The organism is Rosistilla ulvae (genome assembly GCF_007741475.1).
Classification (GTDB): domain Bacteria; phylum Planctomycetota; class Planctomycetia; order Pirellulales; family Pirellulaceae; genus Rosistilla; species Rosistilla ulvae.
In genome coordinates this window covers 3287798-3312350 of record NZ_CP036261.1, presented here as the reverse complement: position 1 = coordinate 3312350, position 24553 = coordinate 3287798, and the positions used below count along the sequence as shown (strand labels likewise).

The window sequence follows — 24553 nt, the reverse complement described above, 5'->3', positions numbered from 1 at the left end:
AGCGACGGCATGAGACAGCCTGGCGACGCAAGTCCCAGGTCTGTGGCGATTTGGATTCGCGCCACAGATACGCAAAAGACCACCGCGATCGTGTTTCGATCGCGGTGGCCTTTGTTTCCATTTCGGCGGATTGCGTTCAACACATCGGCGCCTTCAATGCGCCGTGCGGAACTCTACAGTCCGAACCGATCTTGCAGGCACTCGACGTCCAGGGCGCCTTCTTTGAGCGCCTCCATCGCGCCGACTGCGGCTTCGGCTGCGGCGATCGTCGTGATGCATGGGACGCCGTGTTGAACGCCCGAAGCGCGGATGCGACCTTCGTCGGTGCGAGCCCCTTTGCCGTTGGGCGTGTTGATAATCAACTGGACCTCTTCGTTCTTCAGGTAATCGATAAGGTTCGGATGCCCTTCGGCAAGCTTCTTGATCGACGTTACCGCCACGCCCGATTCCTCGAGCAATTTCGCGGTACCCGAGGTCGCCAGGATGCTGAAGCCGAGATCGCGGAGACGCGAGCCAAGCTTGATCGCAAAGTCCTTGTGACGCGACGACAGGCTGATGAAGATGTTCCCTTCGCTTGGAAGGACCGTGCTCGCCGCGATCTGACTCTTGGCAAACGCCAGCGAGAAACTCTTGCTCGTTCCCATCACCTCGCCCGTACTTCGCATCTCCGGTCCGAGCACGATGTCGACGCCAGCAAACTTGCGGAACGGAAAGACGCTCTCTTTGATCGAGACGTGCGACGGGATCGTTTCCCCGGTCACACCGACTTCGGCAAGCGTCTTGCCGCACATGACTTGAGTGGCCAATCGCGCCACCGCGACGCCGGTCGCTTTGGCGACAAACGGCACGGTACGGCTGGCTCGCGGATTGACTTCGATGATGTACAGCGTCGGCTTGCCATCTTCCACTTTGACAGCGTACTGGATGTTCATCAGGCCGACGACTTTCAGTCGCAGTGCCAATTGTTTCGTTGCGACGCGGATCTCGTCGAGGATCGATTCGGGCAGGCTGTGAGGCGGAATCGCACAAGCGGAGTCGCCGCTGTGGACACCCGCTTCTTCGATGTGCTCCATGATCCCCATCAGCACGCAGTCCTTGGAATCGGAGAGCGCGTCGACGTCGACTTCGATCGCATCCTCTAGGAACCGATCGATCAGAACCGGTTGCCCTTCGGCGACAACAAACGCTTCGGCGACGTAGCGATCGAATTGCTTGTGGTCGTAACAGATCTCCATCGCTCGGCCGCCCAAGACAAAGCTGGGTCGAACCAACGCGGGGAACCCGATCCGATCGACTTCGCCGCGAGCTTCTTCCATCGTCCGCGCGATGCCGCTTGGCGGCTGACGCAGCCCCAGTTCATCGATCAGTTGTTGGAACAGCTCGCGATCCTCGGCCGCTTCGATCGTGTCGACGCTGGTTCCGATGATCGGCACGCCGGCGTTGGCCAATCCGCGAGCGAGATTCAACGGCGTCTGGCCGCCGAACTGAACGATCACGCCGTCGGGTTGAACGTTGTCGCAGATGTTCAACACATCTTCGATCGTCAGCGGTTCGAAGAACAGGATGTCGCTGGTGTCGTAATCGGTACTGACAGTCTCCGGATTACTGTTGACCATGATCGATTCATAGCCCATGTCGCGGAGCGCGAAACTCGCATGGCAGCAGCAATAATCGAACTCGATTCCCTGGCCGATCCGGTTTGGACCGCCACCAAGAATCATGATCCGCTTCTTATCACCCTTGGGCGGCGCCTCGTTCTCGTCTTCGTAAGTGCTGTAGTAGTAAGGCGTGAAGGCCTCGAATTCCGCAGCACAGGTGTCGACCGATTTAAAGACCGCGTGAACCCCTTGTTCCTTGCGGTATTCGCGAACCTTGAGTTCGCTGGAGTCGAAAATAATTGCCAGCTGGCGATCGGAGAAACCTAATTGTTTCGTGTATTTCAGATCGGCCGGGCTGAGCGATTCGAGCGATTCCGCTTGCAGCAAGAAGTTCTCATGCTCGACGATCTGTTGCAATTGGTCCAAGAACCAGCGGTCGATCTTGGTCAGTTCGAAGATCTCTTCGATCGTCATCCCCATCTTCAGCGCGTACCGCAGATAGAAGATCCGTTCGGCGTTGGGAGTCGACAACTTGGCGATCACTTCGTCGCGGTCGGGCTGCGATTCGCCACCCCACATATCCTTGCTGCCGCCGCCAAAACCGAAGGCACCAACTTCCAGTCCGCGGAGCGCTTTCTGGAACGACTCTTTAAAGGTTCGTCCGATCGCCATCGTCTCGCCGACGCTCTTCATCTGCGTCATCAAGGTCGGATCGGCTTCGGGGAACTTCTCAAACGCAAACCGTGGGATCTTCGTAACGACGTAATCGATCGACGGTTCGAAACAAGCTTTTGTCTTTTGCGTGATATCGTTGGGCAGTTCCCACAAGCGGTAACCGACAGCCAGCTTGGCAGCGATCTTGGCGATCGGGAAGCCTGTCGCCTTGCTCGCAAGCGCCGACGATCGGCTGACCCGCGGATTCATCTCGATCACGATCATCCGACCTGTTGTCGGTTCGATCGCAAATTGAATGTTCGATCCACCGGTCTCCACGCCGATCTCGCGAATCACCGCCAACGATGCGTCGCGCATCCGTTGATACTCTTTGTCGGTCAGCGTCTGCGCGGGTGCGACAGTGATCGAATCGCCGGTGTGAACGCCCATCGGATCGAAGTTCTCGATCGAACAGATGATCACACAGTTGTCATCCATGTCGCGGACGACTTCCATTTCATATTCTTTCCAACCGATGATCGACTCTTCGATCAAAACTTCGGTGACCGGGCTTTGGTCCAAGCCGTTTTGCACAAGGGCGTCGAAGTCGTCGCGGTTGTAAGCGATCGCCGAACCGGAGCCGCCCATCGTAAAGCTGGGGCGGACGACGCAGGGGAGACCAACATCGTTCATCACGCGGCGGGCGTCGGTCAGATTGCGGACCGTTTCGCCGCGGCAGACGTCCAGGCCGATCTTGTCCATCGCCTGTTTGAACTGTTCGCGTTCTTCCGCTTTGGCGATCACATCGGCGCGAGCACCGATCATCTCCACGCCGTACTTCTCCAGCACGCCGTTGGCTTCCAGGTCCATCGCGGTGTTCAGACCGGTCTGGCCGCCGAGCGTTGGGAGCAGCGCATCGGGACGCTCCTTGGCGATGATCTTCTCGACCATTTGCCAGGTCAGTGGTTCGATGTAGGTCCGATCAGCTGTTCCCGGATCGGTCATGATCGTGGCCGGATTGCTGTTGACCAAGATGACCTCGTACCCCTCCTCACGCAGAGCTTTACAAGCCTGCGTGCCGGAATAATCGAATTCACAAGCTTGGCCGATGACGATCGGTCCGCTACCGATCAGCAAGATTTTCTTGATGTCGTCGCGACGTGGCACAGGAAGGGAACCTTTGATGGAGTGGAAGAGATCAGGACGGGCGCAAAACCCCGGCAATGTTAACAAACCACCGGAAAAGTGGTAGGGCCCGGAGAACGCTTCTAGGCTGCAAAACCTTGCTCCACACTTGCGGCAATCCCCCAATCGCTAGGGTTTCGACGATCGTGCGAACGCATCCAGCGCTCAGAAAACGGGAAGGAATCCGCTCACCATACCGCCACTCTCTGGAAATCGACTGCCGCCAACGTTAATCGATCGCAACGGGATCGGTTTCCCGCAGGTTCGATTTGAGTGTCTGGAACTCGCGATTGGCAAAGTAGAGGTTCGACAATGAATACGAAGTGACGCAGACCGCATATGCCGCGGCCGCTCCGGTCCCACCAAACTCCCAGTACAAGATCACCGTCAAGACCAGCAGCAGCGCCGCGTGGAACCCCAGCAGCCAGGTGAGCAAGCGACGACGGCCGGCGTACAACAAAAACGTGGGTGCCAGCGAAAACAGCGTCGTCATGCTCGAACCGACGGCGACCCAACAGAGCGCCGGATAAGAAGCGACAAAGTCGGGTCCGTAGATCCCCAGAATCGTTTTCCCGAAAAACAGGACGACCAACAAAAACAGGACGATGCCGGCTCCAATCATCAAGCCGCGGTCGCGCCGCAGGATCGACATCTGCCGCCAATCGTTCGCCTCGAGATACAGCGAAACCGCTGGCTGAAAGAACTTGTCGGTCGATTTGCTGAGCAGCAGAATCAAGCCGCCGGTCTCAAAGGCGGGTGCCAACAGACCAACCCCAATATCGCCGTGTGGCATGTGATGGGTGATCACCAAGGTCGAACGAAACAGCCACGAGACCATGAACGTGAAGAACATGAAGGCCAGACTTTCGCTGATCCAACCGCGGACGTTGGTCTCCACCTCCGCATCGCCCACCAGCGGACTCGCTTGCCGGTAGCAGAACAACATCCCCAACAGCAACGCCAGCACGCTGCCGCTGGCGAAACACAACACGGCGTGGCTGGCGTTGAAGTGCATCGTTTGCGTTAGCGTTAGAATCAACAGCAACGTAGTCGCCGGGATAACGATCCGCGAGATCACCATCGCGATGATCGGCATGCGAAACGCCAGCAGCAGATCGATCACCACCCCAGCGCCCGCCATCGAGGGAAGATAGACAAACGCAAGCGTAACCACATCGCGACGGTTGCCCGAGTGCAAGGGAGCGGCCAAGAAGATCATCGCGATCGCCAATAACAAACTCAGCAGCAACGTCCCCAGGAACGCAAATCGCAAATAACCGGCGATCCGGCCACCATCTTGCGCTTCGTTGTAGATCGGAATCACGCGCAGGCCGTATTTGCCAAACCCGCCTTCGGCGAGCGCCGCGAACAGTCCCAGCGTTGCGATCGCCCCGATGTATTGGTCGAACGCGAGATGCGACAGCTCGCGGGCCAAGATGATCGTCGCCCCATACGCCAAGAAGATCCCGACCACGTTCAGCGCAACCATCACCAACGGGACGACTTGCCAACGTCGTGGTTCAGTGATTGGGGACGCCGCATCCAAGTCGTTGTTACTCCGCGACCGAATTCCCAAAAGATCCTCCAGCGGTCGGCGTGCTAGAGTTTCACAGCGGCTACCAAAGTAATCCGCGCTGTCGCCGCGGACGTCCGCGCAATCGCTTCCTTCGCCCCAATTCCACCATCGCAATCCATGCAACCGTCGCAGGAATTAAAACAGTCGTTCCGCACCGCCAGCCTCTGGGCGACGGTGCTGGTCGTACTGATTCACTATCGCTCGGCCGCAGCCACGGGTGGGAATCTAAATGGCTGGCTTCAAGAATTTTTAATCAATGGAATCGCCCGAATCGCGGTCCCAGTCTTCGCCTTTGCCGCCGGGTTCTTCTACTTTCTAACGTTCACCGGCAGCTACAACAACTACCTCGCCAAGCTGCGGCAGCGCGCCGCCAGCTTGTTGGTCCCCTATCTGTTGATCTCGTTGATCGCGTTTGCAAGTTGGTCGACGATCCAGATGCTCAGCGGCAAGCCGACGCAATTGGAACCGTCGCAGTTCTTCGCCCGGATCCTACTGCATCCGCTAGCCGAACAACTGTGGTTCCTCCGCGACCTAATGCTATTGGTCGTCGCAGCGCCGTTGGTCCAGTTCGCCGTCCGCCGCGCACCACGCATCATCTTAGGCATCTTGGCGGTTCTGTGGACGATGGAATGGCAACCCGCTCCGATCGTCGCCGGATGGTACGCCCTGAACGTCGAAACGCTGCTCGGCTTCACCCTCGGTTGCTGGGCCGTCACGCGGATCGATCTTCTGGAGAGCCTGATCCGCGCCCCGAAGCGCTTCAGCTTCGCGCTGCTTGCGACCTGGATTCTGTTGTTGACGATTCGCGTCGCGATCGATCCCAGTTTCGATAACTGGTACATTCGCGACTTTACAACGCTCTCGCTGTTGCTACAGAAAGCCGCCATCGCAACGGGTTGCTTGGGGCTGTTGAGCATCACACGGCGGATCGAAAATCAGCGACTCAGCCGGTTGGCCGAGTTCAGCTTTTTCGTCTACCTGGTACACGAGTTCCCGATGCGGGAAGTGCTCCGCCGGATCACGAGCAGGATCGTCGGCGAAGAGTTCAGCTTTTGGATCGCCGCACCAGCCGCAATCGTTTGCAGCTTGCTGCTGGCTCAATTCGCCAGCCGCTACACGCCAACGCTGATCGCCGTATTGACCGGCGGGCGAACAATGAAGCCGGTCTCCTTGTCCGCTGCGAGACCGCGTTGGCGCTACTAGTAACGCCAGTTTTCGATGACGCCGCGAGGTTCGCAGCGTCACCGATTTCCAACGGCGTTACGCCAACAAAGCTTTGGCTTCGGCAACGATGTTTTTGGTCGTGATGCCAAACTTTTCGTACAGCTGAGGAGCCGGTGCCGAAGCGCCGAAGCTGTCCATGCCAACAAATTCGCCTTCGCTGCCCAAGTAGCGATCCCAGCACTGGCGGATGCCCGCTTCGATAGCGATGCGAGCGGTGCACGACGCAGGGAAAACGCTCTCGCGATAGGCGGCGTCTTGGTCTTCGAACAATTCGAAGCAAGGCATGCTGACGACGCGAACCTTGACGCCGGCGGCTTTCAATTGCTCGTAAGCTTCGACGGCAAGCGACAACTCGCTGCCGCTGGCCATCAGGATCAGTTCGGGTTCGCCATCGGAATCGGCCAACACGTAGCCACCCTTCGCGGTTCCCGATGCCGGTGCAAACTTCTCGCGGCACAGCGTTGGCAGGTTTTGACGCGAAAGGACCATCGCGGTTGGATGATCCGACAATCCGACGCTGGCACGATACGATTCGGCTACCTCGTTGGCGTCGCCGGGACGGAAGACATACAGCCCTGGCATCGCACGGCACGCAGCCAAGTGTTCGACAGGTTGGTGCGTTGGTCCGTCTTCGCCCAGGCCGATCGAATCGTGAGTCAGAACGTACAACACGGGCTGATGCATGATGCTGCTCAAACGCATTCCGCCACGCATGTAGTCGGTGAAGACGAAGAAGGTCGCACCGTAGGAACGCAGTCCCGTCAGCGACATTCCGTTGCAGACGGCGCTCATCGCGTGTTCGCGAATGCCGTAGTGCATGTTGCGACCGCAAGGCGTTGCCGCTTCGTAATCGCCCGCACCTTCGAACTTCAACAGGGTGTTGGTGCTTGGCGCGAGGTCAGCCGAACCGCCGACCATCCAAGGAATGTTCTTGGCGATGGCGTTGAGAACTTGACCACCGCTGACGCGCGATGCCATTCCCTTTTCATCCGCTTCGTAAGTTGGGATTTCCGAATCCCAGCCCTCGGGCAGATCGCCAGCGAAGAAGGTTGTCAGATCAGCAGCCTTCTCGGGATTGGCGGTTTGATAAGCAGCCCAAACGTCTTGCCATTGCTTGTAAGCTGCGGCGCCACGGGCTCCGATACCTTCTTGGAAGTGTTCTTTGACGCCTTCGGGAACGAAGAACTTCTCGGTCGTTGGCCAACCGTAAGCCTTCTTGGTAAGTTCGATCTCGTCCCAGCCAAGTGGTGCGCCGTGAGCGTTGTGCGAGTTGGCTTTGTTCGGCGAACCGAAGCCGATCACGCTGCGAACGACGATCAAAGTTGGCGCGTCGGTGTTCGCTTTAAATTGTTCCACCGCAGCGGCCAGAGCCGACAGGTCGTTGGCGTCGGCGACTTCGATCACGTGCCAACCATAGCCCTTGAAGCGATCGACTTGGTTCTCGCTGAAGGTCAGGTCGGTGTGCCCTTCGATCGTGATCTTGTTATCGTCGTAGATCCAGCACAGATTCGACAGCTTCAAGTGACCGGCCATCGACGCCGCTTCACATGCGACACCTTCCATCATGTCGCCGTCGCCGCACATCGCGTAGACATCGTTGTCGAACAGCGTATGTTCTGCGGTGTTGTATCGCGCCGCCAACCAACGCGATGCGATCGCCATTCCGACGCTGGTCGCGATGCCTTGGCCCAAAGGCCCCGTGGTGGTTTCGATGCCGCTCGCTTCGCCATATTCAGGGTGCCCGGCGCACGGACTTTCCAACTGACGGAAGTTGCGGATGTTGTCCAACGAGATAGCTTCTTGACCAACCGGTTCGCCCGCTTGATCGACCTCTTGAACGCCCGTCAAATGCAAGATGCTATAAAGCAACATCGATGCATGGCCACACGACAAAACAAAGCGATCGCGGTTGGGCCACTGGGGATGCTGTGGATCGTAACGCATCGCTTCGTTCCACAATTGATAAGCGACCGGCGCCAGCGCCATCGGCGTGCCAGGGTGACCGCTATTAGCCGTCTGAACGGCATCCATACTCAGGGTGCGGATCGTATCGATTGCGGTTTGACGGATATTTGTGGTTACTGCTGACATCGGTTTTGTGTCACCTTAAGTTCGAATAGTGGCCTTTAATCGTCGCCAAGAGCTTACCCAGGATCGCCCCCGGTGGCAACAATGGGAACGTTTAAAAGCGATGAAGCCCGCCCACCGTTATGGCCTCGACCCCGCCCTTGGCATCACCCTATGGCTCACCGGGCGTCCTCCTCTACTCGATGGGAGAATTCGAGGATTGACGCTAGTTTTCTATAGACATTCCGCGCTGCAAACGCTTTCAGACAGGGAGCCCATTGAGGGCCGGGATTGCATCGCGTGGAAACCTTCCCAGCCGCGATCGCGTCGCCGATTTCCAACCCGGCGCGAGCCGAAACGAAGCGAGTGAACGACGTCTGCTTCGCTTCAACCTTCCGGACGATCGGACTCTTCGCCCGAATCGGCATCTTCCGACCTGCGATCCAAACGACGACGGCCTGTCATCGGATCGATGACATATCTATCGGGCCAAATCGCAAATTGCAGGGAATCTGCGTTTGGCACACCGCCTGCATTAGGTGAAGTCAGCGGCCGAGTCCGCTCGATCACCTCCCCCCTTTTTGAATGGAACGACAGATGAAACGAATTTTGACAATCGCCGCACTGGTAGCTGGCATCACGGTTTTGGCTGGCACATCGGACGTGCAAGCCAGAGACTATCGCGACAACGGGCGTTCGGGAAAGAACGACCGATCGGCGCATTACAACCAATCGCACAATCACTCCAGCCACCAGCGATCCAACCGACGTCCCGCGGTTGTCGTTCCCTACAGCAGCCACGGTAAAGGACACAGTGCCAATTACCGTGTCGTGCCGCAAAGCCCTCGAAGGGTCTATCAACCAAACCGTTATGCCGCACCGGCACCGTACGTTCCCGTCCCCGTTCCGACCTATCCAAGCACAAGCCACAACCACGGATTCCACCTGGACCTCGGCCCGCTGCACCTTGGGATTGGCAGCCATCACTAATCCGCTGATCTCGCCAAACGTGGCGTAGCACAGCCTTCGACCGTAGCACCACCCTCGCTACGGCGAAGCCCACGAGAACTCCAAACGATCGCGAGCGTCTCGGCTTTCGCGATCGTTCCTTTTTTGTTCAGCTACTCCTGACGCAGCGCCCGCACAATCGGCACCGTCGCGGCTTGAATCGCCGGCGCAATCCCGGCCGCCACACCAACACCTAGCGACACGATAAGGCCGGACCACAGCAGGCCCAACGATGGACGGAACGCGATCGTTGCCCCTTCGGCACCGATCGAATATCCACCGACAGCCAGCGCGGTCACCGCCAACAACGTACCGCTGGCGCCGCCAATCAGGCATAAAATCGTGCTCTCGGTCAAAACCAATCGCATCGCCCGCAGCGGTCTCACGCCGATCGTTTGCAAGACGGCGTATTCTTTGATCCGATCTTGAACGCTCATCACCGTCGTCGTCGCCACAAGCGAGAGAACCAAGCCGACGCAGGCGTATCCCAACCAGTGCGCGAATCCGATTAGATCGACTAGGTCCGACAGCGTGCTCGCTTGAAACGCTCCCTTCCGCCGAGTCGTCGTCGCCACCGAACCGGCTCGCAAAACTTGATCGATCTCCGCCGCGACGCGGTCTGGTTCGGCGTTCTCGTCGAGCATGACTTCGTGCTGAGTCACAAGCCCCGCGTTGTCCAGACCGCGGGTGTATTGCAGGAACTGCAGGCTGGTGTAGATCAAGTTCTCTTCCGATGGGACCGTCGAACTAAAGACTCCCGCGACCTGCACCGAGATCTCGCCGATCGAAAATTGATCTCCGACGCCAAGCCCGCGGCGCTGCGCGACGTTGCGTCCGACGATCGCCGCATCGCGCCGCGATTCGAAGTCGCTCCATGAACCGGCGACAAGTTTCACCGGACGACTCGCCTGGATCTGTTTTGGATCGGCACCGTTAAAGACGACGATATCGAGGCTCGCCCGGCAGTTGTTTGTCCAAACCTGGATCGGCATCACATCGCGCACTCCGTCAACCTTCAAGATCTTTCGCGCATAATCCTCGGGCAACCGACTGCTGGTCGGACAGAACCGATTCTCCTGAAAGACGATCAAGCTGCGGTTTGCATCACTTCCAGTCGTCAATCGCTCCAGTCCCTCCTGCACCGAACCGACGCAGCAAAAGACGAACATCGCCACCGCCGCACCGGTCACGGTTAATAAGGTCCGGGCGCGATGACGCCATAAAGTCTTCAGGACGTAGGTCAACATGAAGCACCTCTTTTCCTTAAACGGTCGCCGCTTGCGATTCGATGAATTTCCCGCGGTCCAATACAAGTTGCCGCGACGCGATCGCGGCGACATCGCTGTCGTGCGTGACCATCAGCATCGTGATGTTGAGCTCGCGGTTGAGTCGCTGCAACAACAACTGGATCTGTTCGCTGGTCTGCGTATCCAGGCTACCCGTCGGTTCGTCGGCGACAACAACTTTGGGATGAGCCACGATCGCCCGCGCGATCCCGACGCGTTGCTCTTGGCCACCGGACAGCTGCCGCGGGTAGTGGTCGGATCGATCGGCAAGCCCCACCGCTTCGAGAGCCAGTTCGACGCGTTGCCGCCGCTGTGCCCGCGTCAGCTTCAACAACATCGTCGGCAGCTCGACATTTTCGTAGGCCGTCAGCACCGGGATCAGGTTGTGCGTTTGGAAGATGTAGCCCAGGTTTGCCGCTCGCCAATCAGCCAACTGGCCCCGCGACAACCGAGTCACCTCGGTCCCATCGACGATGATCGTGCCGCTGTCTGGGCGATCGATCCCGCTGACCAGATTCAACAGCGTGCTCTTGCCGGTACCGCTGGGCCCCATCAACGAGACAAATTCCCCCTCGCCAATTTGCAGGCTCACGTCGTCCAGTGGCGTGATCGTTTCGTCCCCCTTGCTGAAGGACTTACTGACGTTTTTCAGTTCTACCAAGGTCATCATCGTCTCGCTTGTTCTCGAATCATCGCCCCAACGACTGCTCTTCGCCGCTAACCTGCACTCCATCGCCAGGCTGCAAATTTTCGATCCCCGACGCGATCAATTTGTCGGTGACCTGCAAACCTTCCAACACCGGGACGAGTCCCTCTTCGCTGCTCTTCCCCGCCTTGATCGGTCGCCGCTGAGCGAGTCCGCTGGAATCGACGAGCCAGACAAACGGGCCCGATTCGCCGGTTTGGACCAATGTTTTTGGGATCATGATCCGCACCGTCTCGGTCGGTTCGGATTGCGACTGCGGCAATTCGGGAGCCAAAAACGTTGCTGTCACCAACATCTCAGGGCTCACGCTCGACGGCGGATCGATCAATTCCACCTTCACTTCCAACGTGTTCTTTTGAATGTTGGCGATGCTGGTCGACTGCAACACGCGGCCGCGCAGGGTGCCGGCTGCCGAAGCTGTCTCAATCTCGACGCTTTGTCCGGGGACCACCATCGGCACATCGTCCAGCCGCACGTCGGCGCGAACCTGCAGCCGCGTGGGGTCATACATCTCGATCACCGTGCTGGAACTCTGCCGCGAGTTGTGCTCCAGTCCCATCACGCGCGTCCCCGGCGACGCGATGACGCGCAACACACGACCGGCGATCGGAGCGGTGACAACCGTTCGTTTGAGATTCAGCTGCGCCGCGCGCAACAGCGATGCCGCTTCGTCCCGCAGCGCCGCGGCCGATTCGACTTTGGCGTGCGCCTCTTCCAGTTGCCTGCGTTCCTCGACCAACAGCTTCAGCTGAGTCTCCAACGCATCGACTTTGCTTTGCACCGCATCGATCTCGCGCTGCAGGTTCGGTTCCCGATCTCGCAGCTCGCGCAGCGTCGCATCGGCTTGAGCGTGTTCGCTTTGAGCGCGTTGCAACACGATCCCCGCGATCGCATTGCGGGCCGCAGTTTTGCCAGCAACGCTGTCGGCGGTAAATTTCCGCGCCGCCTCGGCTGCTTCGATCAAAAACGGCAGCGCGTCGCGCTGCGTCTTCGCTTTCGCCAACACACTTTTCGCTTCCGCCAACGCAACTTGTAAATGGACAGGTTGTTCGACGCGGATCATCGCCGCGTCGCGTTCCGCTTCGGCACGCCGCAACTCGCCATTGCGAATCGCCAACGTCGCCTGGGCTTGTTCGACAGCCAATTCGGCATCGATCGCGATCAGCCTCGCGATCGGTTCGTCTTTGGCAACCTGCTGGCCTTCGACGACCAGCAGCGATTCGATCACGCCCGGTGCGAGCGCCGCGACGCTGATCGCGCTCGGACGTGGTTCGATCCATCCAGCGGCCTGGAACAACGCGGTTCCCGCCTGCTGGATTTCACCGCGTTGAACGATCACCGGGACCACCGTCACCGATTGTCGGGGCAACCATTGGCGGCCCGCCGAAGCGAGCAGCAAGCCAAGGAAGCCCAGAAGAATACCGATTGGCAATGCGTAACGCAGCAACCAAGGTCGCGGCTGTCGACGCGCACTGGTCGACTCGCCGGGCGATGGCCCGCGTTGGAGTGCCAATTTGCTGAGATCGAGTGGTCTATCCGGCATCGTCCCGCATCCTTATTCCGAGCGAACAAAAACTTTGTTGGCCGCAACGGTCAAGTTGCCTTGATCGTCCCGCTTGGCAGTCCCTTGGACCACCACGGTCGACAGTTCTTTAACGTTCAAAAGTTTCCGCGCGTCGTACGACACGGGACCGCCATCGGCGTCGACAACCTTTACTGTCGCGATGTTCTCTTTCACTTGAGGTTGGGTGCAGCAGTAATCCCACGGCGTCGGACAACCTTCGTCGGCCGAACAGAAGGGAACTTTGGGATCGACGATCGTAAACGCCGCCATCCCTTCGACAAACGGTTTGCGCGATCCGCCGATCGTGCCGACCAATGTCACCGCTTGCTCGCTCTCGACCGATTCACGCGCTTCGCCAACGCCAACGGCTCCCTCGGGTTCCGCTTCGGCGACATACAACGCGCTCGCCGCAGCGACCTCTGCTGCATCGGGACCTTCGGCAGTCGGCGCTTCGCCGCAACCAACAACCACAGCCAATGCAACAACCCAGATCCAATTCATCATCTTCATTTCAGACTCTCCAAAAAAGTGAAACAACGTGTTAAACAGCTTTCAAACTGATCGCCACCGATTCGCGAAGAGCCTTCAGCGCCGGTGGCAACGCTCCCAAGACTCCTAATAACAATCCAACGCCGCAACCAACCAAGATCGCGACGCTATCGATTCGTAATGTGAAGGCTCCCATCGTGAACCGAACCGCCAGGCCGTTGAGCATCGTCAGGGCGATCACGCCCGACAACAACGAAGCCGCGGCAGCCAACAAGACGCCCTCCTGCACAAGGCTCAACAAAATCGCACGCCGCCGAAAACCGATAGCTTGCAGCGTCGCTAGCTCTCGAATCCGCCCGGCGACGGCGCCATACATCATGTTCAATCCAGCGAAAACGCCAGCTCCAGATACCAACGCGACAACAAACCAAGCCAACAACCGAACCGGACGATAATGCTGTTGAAGCGATGCGTAATAGTCGCTCTCGCGGAGTGCTCTCAGCTCCAGATCGGTTCTCTCTTTACAGAACAATTCGATCTCCGCGGCGCTCGCTCCGGGTGCTAACAGCATCGCGACGAGGCTGAGATCTTGGCGTTTGGTCACGGTTTGAAAGGCGGAAAGATCGCACCAGATCTCCGATTCATAGGCAGCACCCTCGGCGGCGAAGTGCCCGCTGACGGTCCACGTCGCCCCTTCGAACTGAATCGTTTGCCCGATCGCCAACGCGTCGCTGTGGCTGCCCAATTTGGCCGACGCCAAACGTCCGACGATGACTTCACCTTGCTCGGGCCACGCGCCATCGACGATCTTCACTCCACGCCGCACCAACGGCGCCCGGTACGTGACACCTCGAACCAATCCCAGTCCGTTTTCTTGGTCGGAGGTCGAGACGCGTGTTCCCAGATACAGTTCAGGCGATACGTGATCGACTCCAAATCGCTTCCAGGTTCCTCCCAAACTGGCTGACAACAACGCGGGAGACCGGGCAGCGATCGACGAGTTTTCGATGTTCTCTTCGGAGTTGACCGAGTAGACCAAAACCACGTCGTCATCGCCGCTGACCGATAGCGATTGCTCCAGTCCACGAATGAACCCGACGACGACAAACACTAACATCACCACCGTCGCCAGGGCGAGCAGCGTGAGGCCGGTGCGGACAGGACGACGCGCCAAGTTGCGGACGCCATATTCCCAGGGAAGCAGCATGTGTGAATCAACAACGGGAACCCAGAAACACCATTCTCCGAACATGCTTCTGGCGCACAGCGCGCACCAGCAAACACATCATGGAAACCAAAGAACGCCGGAACGCGTTTCAACAGTTCGAGCAACTCAAGGCGAGGGCAGACCGAACCAAGTTAAACGCTCTCCGCGAGCGAGAACTGGGGTGGTGTTAGATCACCCAAGATTGGTGCGCAATTCGCGCAACACGTCCCCAAACATGGGACGGACGTTCGATGTCTTCGAGAGAGTGCTTTCGCAAGCCAACCTGAGAGGTCAGCAGCAGCGAAGCCAACGGTGCCGGGAGCCACACGATCGTCGCGGATTCCGCGTCGGGAGCCTGCGGGGCGTCTTGAAGCGTTGCTCCCTCGCAGATGCAGTTGGGACAAGAGCAATCATCGCCAGCAGGATTCTCGGATGATTCGGGCGATGATGTCGCAGCGTTCTCCTGACAACAGGCACATCCAACTGCCGACGCCTGCGAAGCGTCTGCCGACGCAGCATGACAATCCATGCAGCGCAACGGGCAGGCCAATAAATTGGCGATCAACAGGAGTGCAAGGAGCGTTCGAATCATGAGTCCATATTAGCGTCGAGGTGTGGTTGCGACAACAGGAACTGCAGGAACTATCCGGCCTAAACCATCGCTCCCCTGCTCTCCCCCAGAATGGTATAGCAGAAGAACCCCTACACCTAGTATATCTTCCCTATGTCGCAAGGGAGCTGATTGCGAATCGAAAATCGGACCTCCCGAACAACATCCACCTTGACATGCAGGTTTGATTCTCTACCTTTGTATGCAGATATGGAGTTGTGGCGTGTAAGATTAGCCGCCAACCGCGTTCACTCGACTAGGAAATTGGAAAAATGCTGAGCGAAAAGACGATTGAAATTGTCAAACAGATCACTCCTTCGGTAGCTGCCAATGCGGAGACGATCACCTGCAAGTTCTATCAACGGATGTTTGCGGAGAACCCCGAAGTCAAAGCATTTTTCAATCAGGCCCATCAGCACAGCGGTGGCCAGCAGAAGGCGTTGGCCGGCGCGATCTGCGCCTACTTTTCGAACATCGACAATCTCGAAGCCCTCGGCCCGGCAGTCGAACTGGTTGCACAAAAGCATTGCTCCCTCGGGATTCAACCCGAACACTACCCGATCGTTGGCAAACACCTGTTGGCCGCGATCAAGGAGGTGATGGGAGACGGCGCGACCGAAGAGGTGCTTGGCGCCGCGGGCGAAGCCTACGGCGTGTTGGCTGAGATTTGTATTGGCCGCGAAAATGAGATCTACCAACAACAGAAATCGCAGCCCGGTGGATGGAACGGTTATCGCGAACTGGTTGTCGATCGCAAGGTTCCCGAGAGTGACGAAGTGACTTCGTTCTACTTGACCGCCGACGACGGCCAACCGCTCCCCGACCATCTGCCCGGTCAATACATCACCGTTCAGATCGAACATCCGGTCACGCCGACCTCGCCGCGAAACTACAGTTTGTCGGACCAGCCCGGCACGGGGTACTATCGGATCAGCGTTAAACGCGAAGCGGGCGCCGACGACGACACTCCCGGCGGTCTGATTTCGAACTACCTTCACGACGCGATCAGCCCTGGCGACCGAATCTCCGTCGGGCCTCCGTGTGGCGAATTCACAATCTGCCCGATGCGAGCTGCCGACCGCCCGGTGGTCTTCCTGGCCGGCGGGATCGGAATCACGCCTCTGTTGTCGATGGCGAAAACATTGGTCGCCGCCAAAACCGAAGCCCCGATCTACTTCCTGCAAGCTGCTCGCAACGGCAACGTGCACGCTTTGGGCAGCGAAGTCCAAGAACTAGCGACGCAAGGTACCAACGTCCAGACACGTGTGCTGTACGACAGCCCCTCCGAACGCGACTTGGCGGATAAGAAGTGCGATTCCGCTGGCATGATCAGCAAGGAACTGATCCAAGACTGGACGCCCTTCGCCACTGCCGATTTCTACTTCTGCGGACCGAAGCCATTCATGGCCAGCGTGCACTCGATCCTGAAAGATTTGGTAGTCGACGATTCGCGGATGCACTACGAATTCTTCGGCCCCAAAGCTGAACTGACAGCGTAGTCATCGAACCTCGATCCTATTCGTGGAGCTACGAATCCCCAGCTCCGCTACCGAGCCGAGTAAACAAGGTCCGAAGGATCGGCCATTTACATAGCCCAGGCCAAACGGAGCGAGCTCCGCGAGCGAAGTGCCGGCCTGGGTTACGCACAGCGATAATTCAAGCGGAGGACCAACGGTCCGGCCATTTGTTGTCCGAACCGATTTGCCGGGGGAGCACTGGCATAGCCAGTGGCACACGAAGGCCGTCCACCTCGCCTTCCCCAGCTCCATTACCGAGCTGAGCCGCCAAGGTCCGAAGGATCGGCCATTTGCATAGCCCAGGCCAAACGGAGCGAGCACCGCGAGCGAAGTGCCGGCCTGGGTTACGCACAGCGATAATTCAAGCGGAGGACCAACGGTCCGGCCATTTGTTGTCCGAACCGATTTGCCGGGGGAGCACTGGCATAGCCAGTGGCACACGAAGGCCGTCCACCTCGCCTTCCCCAGCTCCATTACCGAGCTGAGCCGCCAAGGTCCGAAGGATCGGCCATTTGCATAGCCCAGGCCAAACGGAGCGAGCACCGCGAGCGAAGTGCCGGCCTGGGTTACACACAGCGATAACTCAAGCGGAGGACCAACGGTCCGGCAATTTGTTGTCCCCCCCTGCTATTTCGCTAGTTGGAGCCTGGTGCTACCGATTTGCCGGGGGAGCACTGGCAAAGCCAGTGGCACACAAAACCGTCCACGGTACATGCCACCACGTCCCTCATCGACTCCACTACCGAGCCGAGTCGACAAGGCCCGAAGGTCCGGCCATTCACATAGCCCAGGCCAAATGGAGCGAGCCCCGCGAGCGAAGTGCCGGCCTGAGTAAATCTCCCAAACAGTCACTTCGGGTGTTGCAATACGCTAGAATGCGTCGCAACCACCCTTCCCCCGAAGCTTCTATTGGAGACCCCACCATGCTTCTATTGGTATCTCACCTGCATCGCCGTCTGGCAATCATTGCATCCACCGCGTCGATCCTGCTTGCGTCAGCATCGCCGCTGTTGGCTGCTGAACTATACGTTGGCGGCGCTTCGGTCAGCATTACACCCGACGAGCCAGTGGCATTGACCGGGCAGATGCGAACGCGGATCAGCGCAAATGTCGAAAGCGAAGTCACCGCGACAGCGCTCGCTCTCGAATCGCGTGACGGTGACAAAGTCGTCGATCAGGCGATCATGGTATCGTGTGATCTCATTGCGATCCGCGAAGGTGTGCTCGATGCGGTTCGCAAACGCGTGCAGGACCGGATCCCCGGTTTTGATCCTAAAAAGCTCGTGATGAACGCCACCCACACGCATACCGCGCCGGTTATCCGCGAAGGGATCTACGAACTGCCTGACAAAGGAATCATGCGTCCCGCCGAATACCTTGAATTCCTGGCCGACCGTGTCGCCGATGCGGCCGTCGCGGCGTGGGAAGCGCGTCAACCGGGCCAGGTCGGCTGGGGCCTCGGGCATGCCGTCGTCGCTCAGAACCGTCGCACCGTTTATTCCAACGGAACCGCTGCGATGTATGGTGCGACCGCCAAGGATAACTTTCTCGAGATCGAAGGCTACGAAGACCACGGTGTCGAGGTGCTCTTCTTCTGGGATGCCAAGGACCAATTGATCGCCACATGTGTCAACGTCGCCTGTCCCGCTCAAGAAGTCGAAGGCCGCTCAGCCGTCAACGCCGACTTTTGGCACCCGGTTCGCAATACGCTGCGCGAGAAATACGGCGAGGATCTGCACGTCTTGGCGTGGACCGGCGCCGCCGGCGACCAATCGCCTCACCTGATGTACAGCAAACCTTCCGAAGAACGGATGCGGAAACTGCGTGGCCTGACGCGGTTGGAAGAGCTGGCGCGGCGGATCGTCGTCGCCTGGGAAGAAGCTTTGCAGGGGGCCAGCCAAGAACGCCACACCGACGTTCCTTTTGTTCACACGGTGAAGACTATCGAGTTGCCCGAACGAATGGTCACGCATGAAGAATCGTTTGCATTGAAGGCCAAGGTCGCCGAACTTGCAACCGACCCCAAAAAGAAGCGACGGATGCAGTGGCATCAATCTGCCGTCGACCGCTTCGATCGCCAACAAGCGGGCGAACTGCAGCCCTACGAAATGGAGCTGCATGCGATACGGTTGGGCGATATCGCGATCGCGACCAACGATTTCGAACTGTTCACCGACTTCGGGATCCAGATGAAGGCTCGCAGCCCCGCCCTGCAAACCTTTGTCATCCAACTGGCCGGCCCCGGAACCTACGTCCCCAGCGCGCGGGCAGCTCGCGGCGGTGGCTACAGCGCCATCGTGGAGAGCAACCTCGTTGGCCCCGAGGGAGGCCAGGCGCTCGCCGATCAAACGGTTGAGCAACTGAAGTCGCTGTGGTCCGACAAATAGCGTTTCGGACTTACTACAATGTCATAGAAGCTCACCTTCGCCATCCCACCTTGAATCCGTTCTGGAGAACCATCAATGAATCACTCTCACGATCCGCAACGTCCGCTCGGACCATCGCGTCGGACCTTCCTGGCCGCATCCGCCGCAGCGTCGAGCAGTTTATTATTCCCGGCGGATGACAACCTGCGGGCCGAAGCCGACGGTGTTCGATCGACCGATCATTTCTGGTATCGCCTGGCTCCCGAAGGGCCGTACATCGATTCGCAGCGCGACAACAAAGCGTTCGGCTTCGGTCTCGGAAAGGTCTACCTGTCGGAAGACAATGGCAAAACGTGGGCTCACGACGCGATCTTCCGCAACGCCGACAACATCACGTTCAGCGTCATTCTAAAGAATGGCAACATCCTGTTCGCCACAAGGACCAAGCTGTATCTGAGCACCGACAACCTGAAGTCCTACAAACAGATCACGGTGAAAAATAGCGACGGCAGCGATTACCTTCCCCACACGCCGATCGATCCCGCCAATCCAGGCTGGTACTTCCATTCGCTCGACGGAGTTCACACCTGGGATGTCGACGGATCGGAGATGCTCGTTTGGGGGAACTACTGTAACGTGATGGGCGGCGCCGTCCCGGTCAACATCTACTACTCGACCGATCAGGGCGAAACGGTCAAGTTGGCTTATTCGTTTGGGCAAAACCCGAGCTTCCAACAAAAGGGCGGCGACAAGTCGCATTGGGTTGGCGATCCCAGCAACCCTGTGATCTGCCGACATATCCACACGGTTGCGTATAATCCCGCGGAAAACGCGTTTTACGCCTGCACCGGCGACCACGATCGCGTGATCGATGGCAAGGCGCAGCAGGAGTGTCATTGGTTACGAGGCACCTACGACGCGGCCAAAGACACTTGGGATTGGAAGGTCTTGGTTTCCGTTAACTCCAACTCGCGATACAAGTCGGGAGGGATTAACTTCGTCGACGGCCAGCTCTACTGGGCCTCGGATGCCAACGGAAACAACGGCACGATGCCACACGATCGCGGCATCTTCCGCTGTGATCCTGCGGACATCGCCGATCCCAGCAAACACACGATGTTGTTCAATCCGCACTATGAATCGGCCAACATGATCATCGAAGACGACGTGATGCTGTCGGCGCACTACGGTCCCGCGTCGCCGTTCACTACCGGCTTCATTATCTCGACCGACAAGGGGAAGACTTGGGCGGAATACGACTTGCCTCAATTTGGCAAGCGTTCGCCGCTGAGGTTCCACAAAAAGAATAGCGACGGATGGTTCCGCGTCGATCTGCGAAAGGGTTGGATCGAACGGGGCGAAGTCCTGTTCATCAAGCCGAAGGTGTAGGATTCTGCAGCACCGCTGCACTTTCAAAGCAAACGATCGGGTCGAGTGATTACATTTGCTGCGGGTGAACACGTTCGGTTCGCCTTGCAACTGCACTCTGCCGCTTAACGCAATAGCGCACTCAGATGAATCACCGCGAGCAGGTTGGCATTTGCCAGCCTGCTCTCTTCTTGGGGTTATGCCAGTTCCTGTTTGATGCCGATCGAACGGAGCTTCTTCACCGGCGCAAGCCTATCCACCGATCTGCTTCCAACGCCACTTCATCTCCGCGACGCTTGCGGGAAACGCTCCATCCAACCAATCCTGATGTTTGATTCGGTCGGTTGAAAATTTGCACAGCTCACACCGTCGGCGGCAGAATCTTCTGCTAATCCAGTCTCCCCATCGCACGGCCCGGCGATCACGAAATCCCGCAAACAGCATGTCGTTATCCCAACGAAATCAGTGCGTTAACCAATGCGTAAAATACCAGAAAGTGTAGGTGAGCATTTCGCAAGGTTCCCAAGAATCGAAGGCGCAGCCTACCCCCGTGCGCCTGCTTAAACGACGTCTGGCATCTGGAACGATTCACGGTAGCTACCGCGAGCCATTTGATTCGCCTCTGCGGCGGCGACAAACTCTTCGGCTTGTGCATCGAACCGAAGCAACGGTCCAAGCTGATAGGAATCCTTCGTAAGATTGACTCCTCCGGCCTCGACCAGATGACGTTTCATGTCGTCAAACGATTCGCTGGCGAGGCTGTGCGCGGCAATTCCTTCGGGCGGACCGCTGAACGACATCGGCTCGCCAAGGCGGTACGAGATGTTGCCGAGATGAGCCAAGACAGCGGTGCGATGCCCGTCGAGAACATCCGACGCGAGTTCCGATTGGTTTCGACTGCGAACACAATCGATGAAGTTCTTGAAGTGTGCTCGCGCGTGATTTTCCGGCAGCCCGCTCGGCGGCGCTCCCACGATCGCTTCCCCTTGCGTCTTTCCATGGGGATAAAAGTGCCCCTCTCGGATCACTCCATCCGCCGTATGGAAATCGATGCTCATTTTCAGCGGCTTGTCGAAGTGAAGCCCACGCTGTTGGCAGACGAGTTTGGTTTCGCCAAAGTCATACAGCGTTAACTGAGTATTGGGTGTCTCGGCTTGATCTTTGTATCCGTACCGGCCTCCCAGACTGATCACCGACTGCGGGCTGGCATTTTCCGGCATCGCCCAGCGAGCCATTTCGAATTCGTGGGAGCCTAAGTTTCCGATCTCTCCATTGCCGTATTCCCACATCCAATGCCAGCGGTAATGGACCAAGTTGTCTCGAAAGGGACTCATCGGGCCGGGGCCAACCCACAGGTCGTAATCGAGCTCGCGCGGTGGCGTCACGTGCATCTTGATGCCAATGCTCTTCCGCGGACGGAAGATTTGAATGTTTGCGGTTTTCAGCTTCCCATATTTCCCCGCCCGAATATCGGCGGTGTATGTCCGCCACTTTGGATCCGAACGCCACTGCGTGCCATGTTGGACGATCCGGTTGTACTTTTCCGCCGCCTGCACCATGCGTCGGCCTTCGTAAATGTTGTGACTGCATGGCTTCTCGACGTAGACGTCTTTCCCCGCCTGACACGCCCAAACCGTCATCAGCGCGTGCCAATGATTGGGAGTGGCGATCGAGACGGCGTCGACTGTCGGGTCCTCCAGCACCCGCCGGATGTCTTGCACACACTTAGGCTTTTGCCCCGTCTGTCGCTCCAACCGCGCGCTACGCGATGCAAACAACCGACTGTCGGGATCGACGAGATGCGTGACCTCGACATCTTTGATCGCGGCGAAGGATCCCATGTGGATCTGCCCGCGACCGTTGATTCCGGCAACCGCAACTCGCACGCGGTCGTTAGCACCAATGACTTGGCCGGACGATTTAGTTCCGGAGATCGTTACCGAAGCCGCAAATCCGCTTGCCGCCGCTCGCTTTAAAAAACTCCGCCGTGAAGGTCGACTCATCATGGATCAATTCGCTTGCAAGGTATGGTTCGTTGGTCTGAATCCGAGCTGCCGGGTATCCAATCCGTTACGCAGGGTTGTCCAGATCGGGAGTAACCGTTTTCAAATAAGGCCCCAGAGCAGCAAACTTCGCGTCAGCTTCCGCGATCTGAGCTTCACTCATTTTGAATTCGGACAGCTTCGGTTCGGCGGGGATCGATTTTTTGGGGCCGTAGTTGCGAGACAGCAGGTTCTTGAAGACGCCACGCTTTTTCCAGATGTACAGATTGGTACCTCGCAGGCTGCCCGGTTTCAGTTTCACCATCTGAGTGAACTTATCGAACAGATCCTGCAGCGCCGCGGGATCATCTCCACTTTGTTGCAACTCCCAAAACCGAGTCAACACATCGGCATAGACGGCTCGTTCGGTGATCACACCCTCGGAGCCCAGACGCGATTCCTCCAACCAATGAAATCCGCCTCGCGCACTGAACACGCGTCGCACCGGCGGCATCGCGGCCAGCGAGACTTTCATGCGTGCAAGGACGTTGCCAGCTTCTTCTTTGATGTAGCCGAAGTGCGGAAATTCGCGAGCCAGGTCGATCATCAACTCGGGCGATGGGAGCGGTCCCTTATAAGCAACGCCGCCGGTCGTTTGCAGGATGACAGGCCGGCGGGCGACGGCGGCAAGAGCTTTCCAGTACTGTCGAAGATCCTCTTCGGACTTGCCCGAGTCGGGCGGCCGCGAGATGATCGCTTCGGGTTCCAGCTTTTCAGCATGCTCGGCGAAGGCGAGCATCTCGGCGGTGTCTTTACCCTGGACGCCTAAGCAGAGCGATGCAGGGAGATCGCGCGTGGTCTTGGCCAACACCTCCATCCCCTTCATCTTTTCTTCCGTCGTCAACAGATCGACGCTGTCGCCCGACTGCGGCCAAATCATTCCGGGGCACCCGCCCCAAGACACAAACTTTGCTTGCTGAGCCAAGACGTCGTAGTCGACTTCTCCCGATGCAGTGAAGGGAGTCGACAGGATGGGGAAGGGCCCGCGGACCTTGGGATCCGCAACCGCCGCATCGTCTGCCCCCTGCAAAGGAGACGCCGAGAGCAAAGATCCGGCGGCCACGCTCGCTCCTCCCGCAGCCGTTGCTTTGATGATCGTCCTTCGCGAAATCCGTCGTTCAATATCCATGGTCCACCTTATGCTGCCAGAATCAATGTTGGCTAATACGTTAACATTGTGCTTGTGTCGGAGCAAACAAATCCATTGAGAAATGGATTGCACAGCCGGTTCCAATGCCACTGGAAAACCGGGGAGCCTCACGCGGCGTTCCAATCGCTCGACCAACCACTTCGTCGCCGTCGCTTCGCCAGACGCATTACTCGCTAACAGCAGTCCGACCAGCGACGTTCGATCTTTCGGAGACGTTGTTTGAGTCTTAGATCTTTGCACGCTAGCGGTTTGTCAAACTTTGATTTTAGGAGTGATGGTAGTGGACGAGGTTACGAGCTGTTGATTACCCACAAGTCGCCGCAAAAATAGCTCGTTTTGGCACGGTATTTGCGCTTGTAGTATTTCATTTTGCACAATGAAATCTCAAGGTGAAAGCATGCAACCGACCAGTATCGCATACGAATTTCAAGATATTCAACTTGGAGACAAACGTCTCAACGATCCTGCCAGAATCAATGTTGGCTAATACGTTAACATTGTGCTTGTGTCGGAGCAAACAAATCCATTGAGAAATGGATTGCACAGCCGGTTCCAATGCCACTGGAAAACCGGGGAGCCTCACGCGGCGTTCCAATCGCTCGACCAACCACTTCGTCGCCGTCGCTTCGCCAGACGCATTACTCGCTAACAGCAGTCCGACCAGCGACGTTCGATCTTTCGGAGACGTTGTTTGAGTCTTAGATCTTTGCACGCTAGCGGTTTGTCAAACTTTGATTTTAGGAGTGATGGTAGTGGACGAGGTTACGAGCTGTTGATTACCCACAAGTCGCCGCAAAAATAGCTCGTTTTGGCACGGTATTTGCGCTTGTAGTATTTCATTTTGCACAATGAAATCTCAAGGTGAAAGCATGCAACCGACCAGTATCGCATACGAATTTCAAGATATTCAACTTGGAGACAAACGTCTCAACGATC

15 protein-coding genes are annotated in these 24553 nt (G+C 57.8%); 5 read left to right on the top strand and 10 right to left on the bottom strand.

The genetic code is table 11. The features are described 5' to 3' along the window. Positions 1–173: 173 nt before the first annotated feature. Together carB and EC9_RS11740 are read right to left on the bottom strand one after the other, a co-directional pair. A complete protein-coding gene (gene carB, locus EC9_RS11745) occupies positions 174–3419 on the bottom strand; it encodes a carbamoyl-phosphate synthase large subunit (protein ID WP_145345379.1) in 3246 nt (1081 codons plus the stop codon). A 247-nt stretch (positions 3420–3666) separates the two neighbouring features. Next, the gene (locus EC9_RS11740) at positions 3667–4983 is read right to left on the bottom strand and encodes an MATE family efflux transporter (protein WP_145345377.1); all 1317 of its coding nucleotides are present in this window, start codon (positions 4981–4983) and stop codon (positions 3667–3669) included. 147 nt (positions 4984–5130) lie between these two features. Here EC9_RS11740 and EC9_RS11735 point away from each other — a divergent pair, with 147 nt between their 5' ends. Continuing rightward, positions 5131–6216 carry an acyltransferase family protein gene (locus tag EC9_RS11735; protein WP_145345375.1) on the top strand — a complete coding sequence of 362 codons (1086 nt, stop codon included), beginning with the start codon at positions 5131–5133 and terminating at the stop codon, positions 6214–6216. A gap of 57 nt (positions 6217–6273) precedes the next feature. Here EC9_RS11735 and tkt read toward each other — a convergent pair whose 3' ends face one another. Beyond that, complete coding sequence (gene tkt / locus EC9_RS11730; RefSeq protein WP_145345373.1) at positions 6274–8328, bottom strand: transketolase; 2055 nt, start codon at positions 8326–8328, stop codon at positions 6274–6276. Positions 8329–8901: 573 nt separating this feature from the next. On the opposite strand from tkt, the gene EC9_RS11725 reads away from it, so the two are divergent. Continuing rightward, positions 8902–9294, top strand: a complete 393-nt coding sequence (locus EC9_RS11725; RefSeq protein WP_145345371.1) for a hypothetical protein — start codon at positions 8902–8904, stop codon at positions 9292–9294. Between the two features lie 131 nt (positions 9295–9425). On the opposite strand, the gene EC9_RS11720 is transcribed toward EC9_RS11725, so the two are convergent. The 5 genes from EC9_RS11720 to EC9_RS11700 are packed head-to-tail and all read right to left on the bottom strand — an operon-like array spanning position 9426 to position 14564. After that, positions 9426–10559, bottom strand: coding sequence for an ABC transporter permease (locus EC9_RS11720; protein ID WP_145345369.1), 1134 nt, complete (start codon positions 10557–10559; stop codon positions 9426–9428). Positions 10560–10575: 16 nt separating this feature from the next. Continuing rightward, positions 10576–11265 carry an ABC transporter ATP-binding protein gene (locus EC9_RS11715; protein WP_145349114.1) on the bottom strand — a complete coding sequence of 230 codons (690 nt, stop codon included), beginning with the start codon at positions 11263–11265 and terminating at the stop codon, positions 10576–10578. 22 nt (positions 11266–11287) lie between these two features. Then, on the bottom strand, positions 11288–12847 hold the full coding sequence (locus tag EC9_RS11710; protein ID WP_145345367.1) for an HlyD family efflux transporter periplasmic adaptor subunit: 1560 nt from the start codon (positions 12845–12847) through the stop codon (positions 11288–11290). A 12-nt stretch (positions 12848–12859) separates the two neighbouring features. Beyond that, on the bottom strand, positions 12860–13378 hold the full coding sequence (locus tag EC9_RS11705) for a hypothetical protein (RefSeq protein ID WP_145345365.1): 519 nt from the start codon (positions 13376–13378) through the stop codon (positions 12860–12862). Positions 13379–13409: 31 nt separating this feature from the next. Beyond that, a complete protein-coding gene (locus EC9_RS11700; RefSeq protein ID WP_145345363.1) occupies positions 13410–14564 on the bottom strand; it encodes an ABC transporter permease in 1155 nt (384 codons plus the stop codon). A gap of 882 nt (positions 14565–15446) precedes the next feature. Here EC9_RS11700 and hmpA point away from each other — a divergent pair. The 3 genes from hmpA to EC9_RS11685 all read left to right on the top strand — a co-directional run bounded on the left by hmpA (position 15447) and on the right by EC9_RS11685 (position 20446). Further along, positions 15447–16673, top strand: coding sequence for an NO-inducible flavohemoprotein (gene hmpA, locus EC9_RS11695; protein WP_145345361.1), 1227 nt, complete (start codon positions 15447–15449; stop codon positions 16671–16673). A gap of 941 nt (positions 16674–17614) precedes the next feature. Continuing rightward, entirely contained in the window at positions 17615–19078 is a 1464-nt protein-coding gene (locus EC9_RS11690; RefSeq protein WP_145345359.1) for a hypothetical protein, read from the top strand. A 75-nt stretch (positions 19079–19153) separates the two neighbouring features. Further along, complete coding sequence (locus EC9_RS11685) at positions 19154–20446, top strand: hypothetical protein (RefSeq protein ID WP_145345357.1); 1293 nt, start codon at positions 19154–19156, stop codon at positions 20444–20446. 539 nt (positions 20447–20985) lie between these two features. Here EC9_RS11685 and EC9_RS11680 read toward each other — a convergent pair. Further along, complete coding sequence (locus EC9_RS11680; RefSeq protein ID WP_145345355.1) at positions 20986–22431, bottom strand: Gfo/Idh/MocA family protein; 1446 nt, start codon at positions 22429–22431, stop codon at positions 20986–20988. A gap of 64 nt (positions 22432–22495) precedes the next feature. Then, positions 22496–23596 (bottom strand): dihydrodipicolinate synthase family protein, encoded by a 1101-nt coding sequence (locus EC9_RS11675; protein WP_145345353.1) that lies wholly within the window; start codon positions 23594–23596, stop codon positions 22496–22498. Positions 23597–24553: the final 957 nt, after the last annotated feature.

What these genes read in the sequence shown, in the direction of transcription:
- EC9_RS11735 (WP_145345375.1), top strand. Translation starts at nt 5,131, where the DNA reads ATGCAACCGTCGCAGGAATTAAAACAGTCGTTCCGCACCGCCAGCCTC.
- tkt (WP_145345373.1), bottom strand. Translation starts at nt 8,328, where the DNA reads ATGTCAGCAGTAACCACAAATATCCGTCAAACCGCAATCGATACGATC.
- EC9_RS11725 (WP_145345371.1), top strand. Translation starts at nt 8,902, where the DNA reads ATGAAACGAATTTTGACAATCGCCGCACTGGTAGCTGGCATCACGGTT.
- EC9_RS11720 (WP_145345369.1), bottom strand. Translation starts at nt 10,559, where the DNA reads ATGTTGACCTACGTCCTGAAGACTTTATGGCGTCATCGCGCCCGGACC.
- EC9_RS11715 (WP_145349114.1), bottom strand. Translation starts at nt 11,265, where the DNA reads ATGACCTTGGTAGAACTGAAAAACGTCAGTAAGTCCTTCAGCAAGGGG.
- EC9_RS11710 (WP_145345367.1), bottom strand. Translation starts at nt 12,847, where the DNA reads ATGCCGGATAGACCACTCGATCTCAGCAAATTGGCACTCCAACGCGGG.
- EC9_RS11705 (WP_145345365.1), bottom strand. Translation starts at nt 13,378, where the DNA reads ATGAAGATGATGAATTGGATCTGGGTTGTTGCATTGGCTGTGGTTGTT.
- EC9_RS11700 (WP_145345363.1), bottom strand. Translation starts at nt 14,564, where the DNA reads ATGCTGCTTCCCTGGGAATATGGCGTCCGCAACTTGGCGCGTCGTCCT.
- hmpA (WP_145345361.1), top strand. Translation starts at nt 15,447, where the DNA reads ATGCTGAGCGAAAAGACGATTGAAATTGTCAAACAGATCACTCCTTCG.
- EC9_RS11690 (WP_145345359.1), top strand. Translation starts at nt 17,615, where the DNA reads ATGCTTCTATTGGTATCTCACCTGCATCGCCGTCTGGCAATCATTGCA.
- EC9_RS11685 (WP_145345357.1), top strand. Translation starts at nt 19,154, where the DNA reads ATGAATCACTCTCACGATCCGCAACGTCCGCTCGGACCATCGCGTCGG.
- EC9_RS11680 (WP_145345355.1), bottom strand. Translation starts at nt 22,431, where the DNA reads ATGATGAGTCGACCTTCACGGCGGAGTTTTTTAAAGCGAGCGGCGGCA.
- EC9_RS11675 (WP_145345353.1), bottom strand. Translation starts at nt 23,596, where the DNA reads ATGGATATTGAACGACGGATTTCGCGAAGGACGATCATCAAAGCAACG.